This window comes from Haladaptatus sp. CMSO5 (assembly GCF_036689885.1).
GTDB lineage: Archaea > Halobacteriota > Halobacteria > Halobacteriales > Halococcaceae > QDMS2.
Window position 1 is genome coordinate 2,327,750 of record NZ_JBAHVW010000001.1, and the last position, 11,959, is coordinate 2,339,708.

Sequence of the window (11,959 nt, forward strand, 5' to 3'; positions counted from 1 at the left end):
CGCTACCCCGTGAGCGACGCCGCTGCTCAGCGGAGCGAGGCGAGAATTTCTTTGATGCGTGGCGTGCCTTGAGGCACCGTCCCGCCGTGATAGCAGTGGGTGGTCGTCACGTCGAACGAGGCGAGTTTTTCGACCGACTCGGTGGCCGTCTGCATGTCCGGGGTGAACTCCGGTCTCGGCCCGACGAGTCCGTCTACGGCGTTGAGCGCATCGCCCGAGATGAGCGTGTACGTCGTGGGGAAATACAGCGAGCAGTGGCCCGGTGAGTGGCCGGGCGTCGAGACGACCTGCATCGGCCCGACTGTGGTTCTGAAACTCACCCCATCGACGAGTTCGACGTCCACGGGAACCGGGTCGGGCACCCAGTTTCCCTTCTCCGGCGGCTTTTTGCCTTCGAGGTAGGGAGCCTCCCGGCCGTGTGTGCAGACGAGGGCGTCGGTTCGACTGACGAGGCGTGCCAATCCGGCGGCGTGGTCTGCGTCGTGGTGGGTGATGATGATGACGGAGATGTCGTCGATGCCGTAGCCAAGGCTGTTGAGGTGGGCTTCGATGTCGCCGTGAGCATCAGGAACCGCTGTATCGACGAGAATGAGGCCGTGGTCGGTTTCGACGGCGACGGGATGAATCTCGATATCGTGGTCGCCAAACGGCACCGAAAGGGAGATGGGGTGTATCGCGTCGGGAAGCACCATACCCCCCGTACGTCGGCAGATGAGGTAAAGTTACAGCGCGGCGTCGAACGCCTGCTGGAGGTCTGCTTTCAGGTCGTCTACGTGCTCGATGCCGACGCTCACGCGGATGAGGCCGTCGGTGAGGCCCGCCGCGAGGCGCTCTTCTTTCGGGATGGCCGCGTGGGTCATCGCTGCTGGCTGTTCGATGAGGCTCTCGACGCCGCCGAGGCTCTCTGCGAGCGTGAACACGTCCGTCTCGCTCACGACCGTACTCGCCTGTTCTAACGTGCCGTCGAACTCGAAGGAAAGCATCCCACCGAAGTCGTCCATCTGCGCTGCGGCGAGGTCGTGTTGTGGGTGGGATTCGAGGCCGGGGTAGTAGACTTTGGAGACGGCGTCATGGTCTGCGAGCCATTCGGCGAGGTCGCGGGCGTTGTCGCAGTGACGGTCCATGCGAACGGGGAGCGTCTTGGTGCCCCGGAGCACGAGGAAACAGCCGAACGGACCGGGCGTCGCGCCGACGGAGTTCTGGTAGAAGCCAATCTCCTCGTCCAGCTCCTCGTCGTCGGTGATGAGCGCGCCGCCGATGACGTCTGAGTGGCCGCCGAGGTACTTCGTGAGCGAGTGGGCGACGATGTCCGCGCCGTGGTCGAGCGGGCGCTGGAGGTACGGCGTGGCGAAGGTGTTGTCCACCGTACAGAGCGCGTCGTGGTCGTGGGCGATGTCTGCGAGCGCGCCGATGTCGTTTACGTTCATCAGCGGGTTGGTCGGCGTTTCAACCCAGACGAGGGCCGTCTCGTCGCGCATGGCGTCGCGGACGGCGTCGTGATCGGTCGTGTCCACGAAGTCGAAGTCGAGGCCGTACTTCTCGTACACCTGCGTGAAGATGCGGTGTGTACCCCCATACACGTCGTTGCCGGCGACGACGTGGTCGCCCGAGTCGAGCAGGTTAAGGACGGTGTTTATCGCGCCCATCCCCGAGGAGAAACAGCGGCCGTACGCGCCGTTTTCGAGCGCGGCGAGGTTTGCTTCTAAGTCCGTGCGGGTGGGGTTGCCCGTGCGCGAATACTCGTAGCCACGGTGGTCGCCGGGGCCGTCTTGGACGTAGGTCGAATTGGCGTGAATTGGCGTCATCAGCGCGCCTGTCTCCTCGTCGGGAACCTGTCCGGCGTGGATGGCGCGGGTTTCTATGTGTTCGTCCATGCGCGCCACGTGGGGAGCCTGCGGGTTACGTCTACCGTTCTCGTGTGCGACCTTTTTTAGGGGATGAGATTCACCACGCTTAAGTTCGGGAACAGGCTGGTGTCGAAGGGTTCAACCAATGGAAATCAGAACGGGACTCTCTTATGGCGACGTGCTCCTCGTGCCACAGCGGTCTCCAGTGGACAGCCGGAGCGACGTCGATCTCTCGACGCACCTCACGCCGAATCTGGAACTCGACACGCCGCTCGTCAGCGCGGCGATGGACACCGTGACGGAAGCCGAACTGGCAATCGCCCTCTCCGAACTCGGCGGGCTCGGCACCATCCATCGCTTCCTGAGCATCGAAGAACAGGCTGCACAGGTGCGCGCCGTCAAAGACGCAGGCGAGCGCGTGGCCGCCGCCGTCGGCATCAACGAAGACTATCTCGAACGCACGGAAGCGTGTCTGATGGCGGGTGCAGACTGCATCATGATGGACGTCGCCCACGGCCACATGGAGGCGTGTCTCGACGCCGCAGCGCGCATCGACTGGGAGTACGACGCCGAACTCGTCGTCGGCAACGTCGTGACCGCAGCGGCAGTGCGCGACCTCTACGAGGCGGGCGCAGACGGCGTGAAAGTCGGCGTCGGGCCGGGCTCACACTGCACGACGCGAAAAGTTGCGGGCGCGGGCAAACCACAGCTCACGGCCATCGACGACTGCGCCGAAGTCGCCGCAGAACTCGGCGTTCCCATCTGCGCAGACGGCGGCGTGCGCACCTCCGGCGACGCCGCGAAGGCGCTCATGGCCGGGGCTGACACCGTCATGATGGGCAGTTTCTTCGCCGGAACCGACGAAGCGCCGGGTTCGATTGTCTCCCACGGAAACGAGCAGTTCAAGCGTACCCGTGGGATGGCGAGTTCGGCCGCCGCAGAGGCGCGGACGGACAAAGAGAGCAACCCGTCGGCGGACGAAGGCGTCGATGGGCTGACGCCGTACAAAGGCGCGCTCGCGCCACTCGTCAGCGAGTTCCTCGCGGGCGTTTGCTCTGGCGTGAGCTACTGTGGCGGCCACACACTCACAGAGGCGCGCGAGAAGGCCGAGTTCATCCGCGTCGCCCAGAGCGCCCATGAGCGCGAGGGAGCCCACGGGGTAGCTCTCGACGTGGAACCGGCAGACGAACCGGCCCCCGTCCCCCCGATGCAGTAGCGCCGTCGGACGGAACGGGAACGCACGTTTTATTAGTCCGACCGATTAAGATTGGCCCACGACTATGCCGAACTCCCACGGGCCCCTAAGCCACACCCGGAACAAGCTTTCGAACAAACCACGAGAGCGCGGCACCTCGCCGCCACAGCGCTCGGTCCAGCAGTTCGAGGCTGGCGAGAAGGTGCACATGCACATCGACCCATCCGTCCCGAAGGGTCGCTTCCACCCACGCTTCAACGGCCAGACTGGCGAAATCATCGAACAGCAGGGCCGCGCGTACAAAATCGCAATCAATGACGGTGGAAAGCGGAAGACCATCATCGCGAAGCCCGCTCACCTCCGCCGTCAGAAATGACCATCTTCAAAGAAAAGCTCGACGAGGAGTATCTCACCATCTCCGAGGCGAAAGAACTCCTCGCCGACATCGAGATGGAGCGCGCCGCGGACGAAGAGCGTGAGATGCGCTACGAACTCGCGCGTGCAATCGAGCACGTAAACCGCTTTGCCGTGCTTTCGGCAGACGACGCGAACGAACTCGTCGCAGAGCTCTCCGAACTCGAAAAGGTCGCAGAGCCAACGGCGTACAAAATCGCAGACCTCCTGCCACGCGACCGCGACGAACTGCGCGCCATCTACGCCCAAGAGCGGTTCGCGCTCTCGGGTGACGAACTCGACGAAATCCTCAACATCGTCTCGAAATACGTCTAAGTGGCGACTATTTAAGTTCGCCACCGTCGTACGGTTTTTCATATGAGCGATACCGAGAGCGGTGATGTCACGACAGCCGTTATCCTCGACTACCTTCCACACGGGAAGAGTGGCGACGACCGCCCGAGCTATCAGAAGCCGGCAATCGCGTACGCGCTCACCGAGGCGACGTTTGCCCTCGTTGAATGCACCCTCGCGGAGGGTGCAGACCTAAACATCGGTGACCGCATCACCACCAAACCAAAAGACGAGCAAGTGGAGACGGTTGAGCACGTCGACTACGACGACCTCTCGGGGGCTGCCCGCGCGGAACTCGAATATGTGGTTCGCGATATCGTCGAGAACAACGAACAGCGCTTCGTGGACTTCTACAACGATGCGCAACCTATCTCGCTGCGCCTCCACCAACTCAACTTGCTGCCCGGCATCGGGAAGAAACTGCGCAACAACATTCTCGAACAACGCAAGCGCGGCCCGTTCGAGAGCTTCGAAGAACTCGAAGAGCGCGTAAAGGGCCTGCACAAGCCAAAGGAAGTGCTCGTCGAACGCATCTTAGAGGAACTTCACGACGACGACCTGAAGTACAAGGCGTTCGTCCGCCGAGAGAACTGAAGGCTTTAGATACGGGCGGCCGCCTACTCGCCAACAACCAATGACGAACTCAGATGGGAGCGAACCGACGCGCGCCGAACAGACAGGTCATCGACAGGCGCGTGCACTCATCAAGCGAGCGGGCGTCCGCGCGGATACGAACCAAGACCAGCACTTTCTCGTAGACGACAGAGTTCTCGACAGACTACCGAGCCACGCGACCGATGCAGGTATCGACTGCTCGCACGTCCTCGAAATCGGCCCCGGTGCGGGCGTGCTCACCGACCGATTGCTCTCGGTGGCAGACAAGGTGACGGCCGTCGAACGCGACAAACGCTTTGCTGAGTTCCTGCGCCGTGAGTTCGCAGCCGAAATCGAGTCGGGCAAACTCACCCTCATCGAAGGCGACGCCCTTGAGGTGGAACTCCCCTCTGACGTGACGGCGTCTATCTCGAATCTCCCCTACAGCGTCTCCAGTGAGCTGTCCTTTCGCTTGCTCCCGCGGGACATCCCCCTCATCTTGATGTTCCAAAAGGAGTTCGCAGCGCGGATGGCCGCAGACCCAGCGACCGACGAGTACGGGCGACTGTCGGTGACCGCGGGCCACTACGCCGACATCGAAGTCGTCGAATCGGTGCCCAAATCCGCCTTCTCGCCGCCGCCACAGGTCGAGAGCGCCATCGTTCGAACGATGCCGCGAACCCCTGAGTACGAGGTGCCAGACGACGAGTTCTTCTTGAACTTCGTGACCGCGGTGTTCACCCAGCGACGCAAGACGATGCGCAATGCGGTGCGAAACACCGCCCACATCTCGCACCTCGGTGACCCGAAAGCCGTCGTCGCGGCGGCCGACGAGGAGCTGATGAGCATGCGCGCGGGCAAGGTCACCCCGGCACAGTTCGCGGAACTTGCGATGCTCGCCTACGAGGTGGGTAACCCCGACGTATGAGCTTTCACACCCCGTTTCTCGCCTGGCTCGAATCGCTGTTTTTGACTCCCGAGTCGAAAGTCGCCGGGACAGTTGCCGTCGTCGTTGGGCTAGTCGTCGGTGGAATGGTGTTGCGAAAAGCTGGGGACCTGCTCAAAGACCGCTTTGGGTCGTGGCAGGTCGAAGTCGCCCAGATTACCGTTGGTGGCGCGCTCATGACCGGGTCGGTGCTCATCTTGGTCATCATCTGGGGGGCTACCAGTCAGGTCATTTCCGCGCTCGCCGTGCTCAAACTCTCCGGCGAGGATAGCGTGTTGGTGCTGTTTACCGCCATCTTGTTCATCACGGCGGTTGCGCTCATGCGGGCGCTCAAGCACCTCGTCGACCGGTTCGTCGACGAACACGACGCCGTCACCGACCACCAGCGCCAGATGGCCAACCGGACGATGCAGGTCATCATCTTCTGTCTCGCGTCGCTCGTGGCGCTCTCGCTGTGGGGCATCAACATCCAGAACCTCCTGCTCGGTGCTGGCTTCCTCGGCCTCGTGCTCGGGCTTGCCGCCCGCCAGACGCTCGGCTCTGCGCTCGCGGGCTTCGTCTTGCTGTTCAGCCGCCCCTTCGAAGTGCGCGACTGGGTGGAGATTGGCGACCATGAGGGTATCGTCACCGATATCACCATCGTCAACACGCGCATCCGGACGTTCGACGACGAATATCTCATCATCCCGAACGACCAGGTGACGGGCAACGAAGTCGTGAACAAATCGCGTCGCGGCCGCCTGCGGGTCACCTTGGATGTGGGCGTCGATTACGAAGTGGACGTAGACCGCGCCGTCGAAATCGCCACCGACGCGATGAGCGGCCTCGACGAGATTCGCTCGGTGCCAAGCGCCCACGCCGTGCTCAGGGCGTTCGGTGACTCTGCGATTATCCTCGAATTACGGTTTTGGATAGACAACCCCACCGCGCGCAAGAAGTGGGACGCCCAGACCGCGGTCATCAGTGCCGTAAAGCGTGCTTTCGACGACGCGGGCGTCAAAATTCCGTTCCCACAGCGCGAACTCATGGGTCGCTCTGAGGCGGGCGGGCTGCGCGTCAGCGACGAAGCGCCACCGACGACGGGCGTTGCAGAATCGGCGGCCGAAGCGGAGGCCGACGGTGGCGCGGAGGAGGGGAACGAAGATGACACGGAGGAAGCGCAATGACAGACCTCGCAGAACGCCGTGGCGTCGAGACGGAGGTGTACCAGCCAGCCGAAGACTCACGCCTTCTCGCGGAAGCGGCGGTGGCACAGGTCACGCCCGACGACCGAGTACTCGAAGTCGGCACGGGCTCTGGCTACGTCGCCGCCACCATCGAACAGGAAGTCGGCGCGCACGTCGTTGGCTGTGACCTGAACCCGCATGCGTGCGAGCAGGCGCGCGAGCGCGGCATCGAGGCGGCGCGGATGAACCTGACCGACGGCTTCCGCGATGGCGCGTTCGACGTGGTGGTGTTCAACCCACCGTATCTGCCGACCGCCCCCGACGAGGCGGGCGACGACTGGATGGAAGTCGCGCTGTCTGGCGGCGAGGACGGCCGCGCGGTCATCGACCCGTTTCTCGAATCGGTGGGTCGTGTGCTCGCGCCGGACGGCTACGTCCTGTTGCTCGTGAGCACGCTCACGAACCTCGAAGCGGTGCGCAACACGGCCGCTGGCGTCGGCTTTTCAGCGAAAACCGTGCGCGAAGAATCCTATCCGTTCGAGCGGCTGACCGTCGAACGTCTCGACCGCCAGTAATTACTCAAAGTAATTTGTCGAAGTAGTAAATATTAAACAGCAGCATATCTTTTAGCCGAGTGAATGACAGAGTTCGTCGCTACAACACCGGGGCTCTTCCCGCTGCCCGACTGGGCGAAAGATGAGCTATCAGACCTGAAAGGTCACCAGAAAGAAGACCTCGTCTCGGGGAACGAAGGCCCTGAAATCACGGCCGTAATCGACCGTGCCCGCACCGCCGTCGTCGAAGACCAGCAGAACGCCGGACTCGACCGCACCGTCGAAGGCCAGCTTCGGTGGGACGACATGCTCGCCCATCCACTCGCCGTCCACGAAAACGTCGAAACCCACGGCATCGTCCGCTATTACGACAACAACAACTTCTACCGCGACCCCGTCGTGACCGGCGACCTCACCTTCAGCGGTGACGTTGCGAAGGAACTTGAGGCGACCGCAGAGCAAGCAGACAACCTGCAAGCGGTGCTTCCCGGCCCGTACTCGCTCTGTGATCTCGCAACCAACGAGTACTACGAAGACGACGCGGCGTTCTTAGACGCCGTCGCAGACTTCCTCGCTGGCGAAGTCGAGGCGTTCCCGGAGACGGAGACGCTCTACCTGCTCGAACCGTCGCTCGTGACGAACGCGCCGGGAGACGGCGTTGATGAGCACGCGAGCGAAGCGATTGACGCCGTGGCAAGCGCGACCGACGCAGAGGTCGTCGTTCACACTCACTACGGCGCGCTCACCGAGAAAGTCCACGCCCACTTACTCGACGCCGACATCGACGCGGTTGGCTACGACTTCATCGCGAATCACGAGGAGAACCTCTACAACATCAACGAGTACGGCACGAAATCGGCGATTTCGCTGGGACTCCTCAACGGGCAGAACACCCTCGTCGAAACGCCGGAGAAAATCAACGAGCGCGTTGACTGGGTGCTCGACAACACCCCTGCCGCCTCGTTCGACACCGTGTACATGACACCAAACACAGAGCTGTTCTACCTGCCGGTGAACAAATACCAAGAAAAGCTCGCCGCCCTCGGCGAGGCGACTGCCCTGCGCGCGGAGGTGACCACGGCATGACTCGTGAACAGTTCCGTCCCGCAGACCACCCGAACGAACACTTCATCCTGACGACGGTCGTCGGGAGCTACCCGAAGCCAAAGTGGTTAGACCGCGTTCGCACCCTCTACCACGACGAGAACGCAGACTTCGACGACGATGACTGGGAGGAGGCGACCAACGACGCCTCTCGCCTCATCACCCAAGAGCACGAACGCGCCGGTATCGACGTGGTCGTAGACGGCGAGATGCGCCGCACCGAGATGGTCGAGTACTTCGCCCACCGCATCGAGGGCTACGAGTTCAACGGCCCCGTCAAGGTGTGGGGACACAACTACTTCGACAAGCCAAGCGTCGTCTCCGAAGTCGAATACGACGAGACGTGGCTGGTCGAGGAGTACAAATACACCGCGAGCGTCGCAGACCACCCGGTCAAGGTGCCAATCACGGGGCCGTACACGCTCGCAAACTGGTCGTTCAACGAAGCCTACGAGGACGAAGAAGCGCTCTCTTACGACCTCGCAGACCTCGTGAACGAGGAAATCGAGAAGCTGGTCGAAGCAGGCGCACGCTACATCCAAATCGACGAGCCCGCGCTCGCAACGACGCCGGACGACCACGCCATCGTCGGAGAATGTCTCGAACGCATCGTCGCCGACATCCCCGAAGACGTGCGCATCGGCCTCCACGTCTGTTACGGCGACTACTCGCGCATCTACCCCGAGATTCTCGACTATCCCGTCGACGAGTTCGACTTAGAACTCGCAAACGGCGACTACGAGCAGCTTGACGTGTTCAAGTCCGCAGAGTTCACGAAAGACCTCGCCCTCGGCGTAACCGACGCCCACGTCGCGGAAGTCGAGAGCGTCGAACAGATTAAAGCAAACATCAAGAAGGGCCTCGAAGTCGTGCCACCGGAACAGCTCGTCGTCAGCCCCGACTGCGGGCTGAAGCTGCTGCCTCGCGAGGTCGCCTACGGCAAGATGGCGAACATGGTGACCGCGGCCCGCGAAATTGAAGCCGAACTGGACTCGGGCGAACTCGAACTCGACTGGGAACCGGTCAAAGCCGACTAACGCCCGCTAATTTTTCTCCGATTTGGTTGCTTTGAGCGAGAAGGTGAACGGCAGGTCTATCTCCAGTCCGGGAACGTACCACCAGCCGTCGTCTGCTTGCTCCATCGATTCGAACATTTTGAACGTGCCGAAGGGGTGTTCGTGGACGAACTCGATATCGAGTCCGGCCGAGAGCAGCGCGTTGAGGATGTCGCTCATGCTGTGATACCACTGGTAGGTCGTCGGGTGGTCGAACGACGCATCTGGGGCGGCATAGGACCCGTCCGCGTCGTAGCGCTTTGGCAGGTCGTCGTGGAAATACGGAAATTCGAACTGTGCCGTGCCGTCTGCGGAGAGCGCGGAGAGTGTGCCCATGTACGGATGGGCCTCCGCGATGTAGAACGTGCCGCCGGGTTCGAGAAACTGCTCGATGAGTTCGGCCCACGCGCCGAGGTCAGAGAGCCAACAGAGCACCCCGTAGGAGGTGAACACGATGTCGAATCGTTCGTCGAGATGGTTCTCAAGGTCGTAGATGTCTGCGGCGATGAACTCGGCGTCGAGGCCCGTTTCGTCGCGCAGTTCGCGAGCTTTTTCGATGGCTTGGGTGGAATAATCGACGCCCGTCACAGACGCGCCTTCGCGCGCCCACGAGAGCGAATCGAGGCCGAAATGACACTGGAGATGGAGCATCGTTTTCCCCGAAACGTCTCCGAGCTCCTCGTGTTCGAGCGACTGGAGCGACGACCCACCGGCAAGAAACCCCTCGACGTCATAAAAGTCCGTAGCAGGGTGCAACGCGGCGCGTTCCTCCCAATTTTTCCGATTTTCGGTGTGGAACTCGTCCATACTAAAGCAGTCAGCTGGAACGCTGTTATCGGTTCTGTCTCGAACGAGTTCCCGACAGACACAAAATACCGTGATTCACCCGGACGGTGCCTCTGTGGCAATTTCCGTCTCTTTCCCTCCCCCGTCCCCTCGTTTCAGAGCGTCCGCCCGTCCCCCCGAACGGCGGAGCGCCATTGTGTCGCCGTCGCGTGTTGTATCACGATGGCGAGGCAGATTTGTCGCTGCCTAGCCCCCAACAGGACACAACTACAAATTGGACTGGAGTCGGCATAAAGATATCTTTTTTGGTAAGTCTTTTTAAAATTGGTAAAGTAATTCAATAGTCTTGAAAACATGCCTCCAGAGGCTTCTGCACGGACGTTCGGCAGCTGGCTGAGAAAATATGCATGTGTCTAGAGGGGTCTTGCGCGCGCTCAGGAGTTTCCAGAGAATACAGTGGGAGGGAAAGCACAGCCGGGCGAGGTGCGGAGACAGCCGTGGCTCGGCGGCGGTGAAAATGGAAAAGCCCGAACTGGCTTACTCGTACAGCCAGCCTTCGTTGATGCGCTCGTAGTCGACGAGTTCGTCCTCGTCGAAGAACAGCGCGATTTCGCGTTCGTTTGCGCCCTCGTCCTCGTGGTCCGAGCCGTGGATGACGTTGCGGCCAAGGTCAAGGCCGAAGTCACCGCGGATGGTGCCCGGAGCAGAGTCGGCGGGGTCAGTTTCGCCCATCATGCCGCGAACCTGCCGCGTCGCGTCCTGTCCTTCCCAGACCATTGCGAAGACTGGGCCGGAGGTGATGAACTCGACAAGCCCGGAGAAGAAGGGCTTGCCCTCGTGCTCGCCGTAGTGCTCGTGGGCGAGCTCCTCGTCGATCTGCATGAACTTGCCCGCGACGAGCTTCAGTCCGCGGTCTTCGAAGCGAGAGACGATCTCGCCGATGAGGCCGCGCTGGACGCCGTCAGGCTTGACCATCACGAAGGTGCGTTCGCTCATTCTTCAGTTTCCTCGTCTTCTGCCTCTGCGGCTTCGAGGTCGGGTGCAGCGTCCTCGGCTGCTTCCGCTTTTTTGGCGTCTGAAGCGGCTGCTGCTTTCTCGCTGGCGCGCTTGTTGACGCCGCTCTGGCGGCGCCCTTCTTCGGTCCAGCGAACGTCGCGAGCTTCACGACCGAGTTCGGCGTTCTTCTCGCACTTCGATGAGCAGTAGTTTACGGTACGTCCGTCGGTGAAGACGAACATCGTCCCCGTGCCGGGTTCGATGTCGTCGCCACAGTAATCACAGTCTCGCGTGCGAACCATTATTGGCCTCCAATGGAGTCAGCTTCACGAGCCGTTTCGCGCAGTTGCAGGATGTCGCCCTCGCGGACGGGACCAAGGACGTTTCGGGTAATGATACGGCCCTTGTTCGAGCCCTGCTGGATGCGGCACTTGACCTGCATCGCCTCGCCGTGCATCCCGGTCTTGCCGACGACCTCGATGACTTCGGCGGGGGTGGCTCCGTCAGTATTCTCTTCAGCACTCATCAACGGTCACCTCAGCGGAGGTCCTCAAGCTTTCCGGCGATGTCCTCGACCTGGTCGGCAGCCTCACCGGCGTCGGTGATGGCCGCGGCCGCACTGCCGACTTCGAGACCGGCCGCGTGGCCGACATCGTCTTGCGTCTCGACGAAGAGGAATGGAATCCCCTTCTCGTCCGAAAGCTCTGGGAGGTGCATAACAATCTCCTCAGGCTGGACGTCTTCTGCGATGAAGACGAGTTGCGCGTTGCCGCGCTCGACAGCTTTCGTGGTCTCGTTCGTTCCTTTCTTTACAGCTCCCGTATCCCGCGCGACTTCGAGCGCCTCAAGGGCAGACTCTTGGAGGTCGGCGGGTACATCGAAATCGACGTACACTGGCATAGTATGTTCACCTCCTGTACGTGGGCTCGCGCTCCCCTGCCGTAAGGGTCCTGATACTGAGGCTGTACA

General features: G+C 61.7%; 16 protein-coding genes. 9 read left to right on the top strand and 7 right to left on the bottom strand.

Going from position 1 to position 11,959, the window contains the following annotated elements:
- Positions 1-26: 26 nt before the first annotated feature.
- Both V5N12_RS12315 and V5N12_RS12320 read right to left on the bottom strand, forming a co-directional pair.
- A complete protein-coding gene (locus V5N12_RS12315) occupies positions 27-692 on the bottom strand; it encodes an MBL fold metallo-hydrolase (RefSeq protein WP_332899463.1) in 666 nt (221 codons plus the stop codon).
- Between the two features lie 30 nt (positions 693-722).
- Positions 723-1,874 (bottom strand): cystathionine gamma-synthase, encoded by a 1,152-nt coding sequence (locus V5N12_RS12320; RefSeq protein WP_332899464.1) that lies wholly within the window; start codon positions 1,872-1,874, stop codon positions 723-725.
- 118 nt (positions 1,875-1,992) lie between these two features.
- Here V5N12_RS12320 and V5N12_RS12325 point away from each other — a divergent pair, with 118 nt between their 5' ends.
- From V5N12_RS12325 to V5N12_RS12365, 9 genes are all read left to right on the top strand, one after another.
- Complete coding sequence (locus V5N12_RS12325; RefSeq protein ID WP_332899465.1) at positions 1,993-3,063, top strand: guanosine monophosphate reductase; 1,071 nt, start codon at positions 1,993-1,995, stop codon at positions 3,061-3,063.
- Positions 3,064-3,127: 64 nt separating this feature from the next.
- A complete protein-coding gene (locus V5N12_RS12330) occupies positions 3,128-3,418 on the top strand; it encodes a 50S ribosomal protein L21e (RefSeq protein ID WP_332899466.1) in 291 nt (96 codons plus the stop codon).
- Entirely contained in the window at positions 3,415-3,771 is a 357-nt protein-coding gene (locus V5N12_RS12335; RefSeq protein WP_332899467.1) for an RNA polymerase Rpb4 family protein, read from the top strand. Before V5N12_RS12330 ends, V5N12_RS12335 begins: the two co-directional genes overlap by 4 nt.
- Positions 3,772-3,813: 42 nt before the next feature.
- Positions 3,814-4,383, top strand: coding sequence for a DUF655 domain-containing protein (locus tag V5N12_RS12340; RefSeq protein ID WP_332899468.1), 570 nt, complete (start codon positions 3,814-3,816; stop codon positions 4,381-4,383).
- 40 nt (positions 4,384-4,423) lie between these two features.
- Positions 4,424-5,311: a 16S ribosomal RNA methyltransferase A gene (locus V5N12_RS12345; RefSeq protein WP_332899469.1), complete on the top strand. Its 888-nt coding sequence runs from the start codon at positions 4,424-4,426 to the stop codon at positions 5,309-5,311.
- Complete coding sequence (locus tag V5N12_RS12350; protein WP_332899470.1) at positions 5,308-6,495, top strand: mechanosensitive ion channel family protein; 1,188 nt, start codon at positions 5,308-5,310, stop codon at positions 6,493-6,495. The genes V5N12_RS12345 and V5N12_RS12350 overlap by 4 nt, the downstream gene beginning before the upstream one ends.
- A complete protein-coding gene (locus V5N12_RS12355; protein WP_332899471.1) occupies positions 6,492-7,070 on the top strand; it encodes a HemK2/MTQ2 family protein methyltransferase in 579 nt (192 codons plus the stop codon). The genes V5N12_RS12350 and V5N12_RS12355 overlap by 4 nt, the downstream gene beginning before the upstream one ends.
- Positions 7,071-7,133: 63 nt before the next feature.
- Complete coding sequence (locus tag V5N12_RS12360; protein ID WP_332899472.1) at positions 7,134-8,135, top strand: 5-methyltetrahydropteroyltriglutamate--homocysteine methyltransferase; 1,002 nt, start codon at positions 7,134-7,136, stop codon at positions 8,133-8,135.
- Positions 8,132-9,190 (top strand): methionine synthase, encoded by a 1,059-nt coding sequence (locus tag V5N12_RS12365; RefSeq protein ID WP_332899473.1) that lies wholly within the window; start codon positions 8,132-8,134, stop codon positions 9,188-9,190. Before V5N12_RS12360 ends, V5N12_RS12365 begins: the two co-directional genes overlap by 4 nt.
- Positions 9,191-9,196: 6 nt before the next feature.
- Here the strand turns inward: V5N12_RS12365 and V5N12_RS12370 are convergent, their stop codons facing one another.
- The 5 genes from V5N12_RS12370 to rpl7ae all read right to left on the bottom strand — a co-directional run bounded on the left by V5N12_RS12370 (position 9,197) and on the right by rpl7ae (position 11,890).
- A complete protein-coding gene (locus V5N12_RS12370) occupies positions 9,197-10,015 on the bottom strand; it encodes a class I SAM-dependent methyltransferase (RefSeq protein ID WP_332899474.1) in 819 nt (272 codons plus the stop codon).
- Between the two features lie 516 nt (positions 10,016-10,531).
- Positions 10,532-10,990 carry a nucleoside-diphosphate kinase gene (gene ndk / locus V5N12_RS12375; protein WP_332899475.1) on the bottom strand — a complete coding sequence of 153 codons (459 nt, stop codon included), beginning with the start codon at positions 10,988-10,990 and terminating at the stop codon, positions 10,532-10,534.
- Entirely contained in the window at positions 10,987-11,292 is a 306-nt protein-coding gene (locus V5N12_RS12380; RefSeq protein ID WP_332899476.1) for a 50S ribosomal protein L24e, read from the bottom strand. The genes ndk and V5N12_RS12380 overlap by 4 nt, the downstream gene beginning before the upstream one ends.
- Positions 11,292-11,516 carry a 30S ribosomal protein S28e gene (locus V5N12_RS12385; RefSeq protein ID WP_332899477.1) on the bottom strand — a complete coding sequence of 75 codons (225 nt, stop codon included), beginning with the start codon at positions 11,514-11,516 and terminating at the stop codon, positions 11,292-11,294. The genes V5N12_RS12380 and V5N12_RS12385 overlap by 1 nt, the downstream gene beginning before the upstream one ends.
- 11 nt (positions 11,517-11,527) lie before the next feature.
- Entirely contained in the window at positions 11,528-11,890 is a 363-nt protein-coding gene (rpl7ae, locus tag V5N12_RS12390) for a 50S ribosomal protein L7Ae (RefSeq protein ID WP_332899478.1), read from the bottom strand.
- Positions 11,891-11,959: the final 69 nt, after the last annotated feature.

What these genes read in the sequence shown, in the direction of transcription:
- rpl7ae (WP_332899478.1), bottom strand. Translation starts at nt 11,890, where the DNA reads ATGCCAGTGTACGTCGATTTCGATGTACCCGCCGACCTCCAAGAGTCT.
- V5N12_RS12385 (WP_332899477.1), bottom strand. Translation starts at nt 11,516, where the DNA reads ATGAGTGCTGAAGAGAATACTGACGGAGCCACCCCCGCCGAAGTCATC.
- V5N12_RS12355 (WP_332899471.1), top strand. Translation starts at nt 6,492, where the DNA reads ATGACAGACCTCGCAGAACGCCGTGGCGTCGAGACGGAGGTGTACCAG.
- V5N12_RS12345 (WP_332899469.1), top strand. Translation starts at nt 4,424, where the DNA reads ATGACGAACTCAGATGGGAGCGAACCGACGCGCGCCGAACAGACAGGT.
- V5N12_RS12365 (WP_332899473.1), top strand. Translation starts at nt 8,132, where the DNA reads ATGACTCGTGAACAGTTCCGTCCCGCAGACCACCCGAACGAACACTTC.
- V5N12_RS12350 (WP_332899470.1), top strand. Translation starts at nt 5,308, where the DNA reads ATGAGCTTTCACACCCCGTTTCTCGCCTGGCTCGAATCGCTGTTTTTG.
- V5N12_RS12330 (WP_332899466.1), top strand. Translation starts at nt 3,128, where the DNA reads ATGCCGAACTCCCACGGGCCCCTAAGCCACACCCGGAACAAGCTTTCG.
- V5N12_RS12360 (WP_332899472.1), top strand. Translation starts at nt 7,134, where the DNA reads ATGACAGAGTTCGTCGCTACAACACCGGGGCTCTTCCCGCTGCCCGAC.
- V5N12_RS12340 (WP_332899468.1), top strand. Translation starts at nt 3,814, where the DNA reads ATGAGCGATACCGAGAGCGGTGATGTCACGACAGCCGTTATCCTCGAC.
- V5N12_RS12320 (WP_332899464.1), bottom strand. Translation starts at nt 1,874, where the DNA reads ATGGACGAACACATAGAAACCCGCGCCATCCACGCCGGACAGGTTCCC.
- V5N12_RS12315 (WP_332899463.1), bottom strand. Translation starts at nt 692, where the DNA reads ATGGTGCTTCCCGACGCGATACACCCCATCTCCCTTTCGGTGCCGTTT.
- V5N12_RS12335 (WP_332899467.1), top strand. Translation starts at nt 3,415, where the DNA reads ATGACCATCTTCAAAGAAAAGCTCGACGAGGAGTATCTCACCATCTCC.
- V5N12_RS12325 (WP_332899465.1), top strand. Translation starts at nt 1,993, where the DNA reads ATGGAAATCAGAACGGGACTCTCTTATGGCGACGTGCTCCTCGTGCCA.
- ndk (WP_332899475.1), bottom strand. Translation starts at nt 10,990, where the DNA reads ATGAGCGAACGCACCTTCGTGATGGTCAAGCCTGACGGCGTCCAGCGC.
- V5N12_RS12380 (WP_332899476.1), bottom strand. Translation starts at nt 11,292, where the DNA reads ATGGTTCGCACGCGAGACTGTGATTACTGTGGCGACGACATCGAACCC.
- V5N12_RS12370 (WP_332899474.1), bottom strand. Translation starts at nt 10,015, where the DNA reads ATGGACGAGTTCCACACCGAAAATCGGAAAAATTGGGAGGAACGCGCC.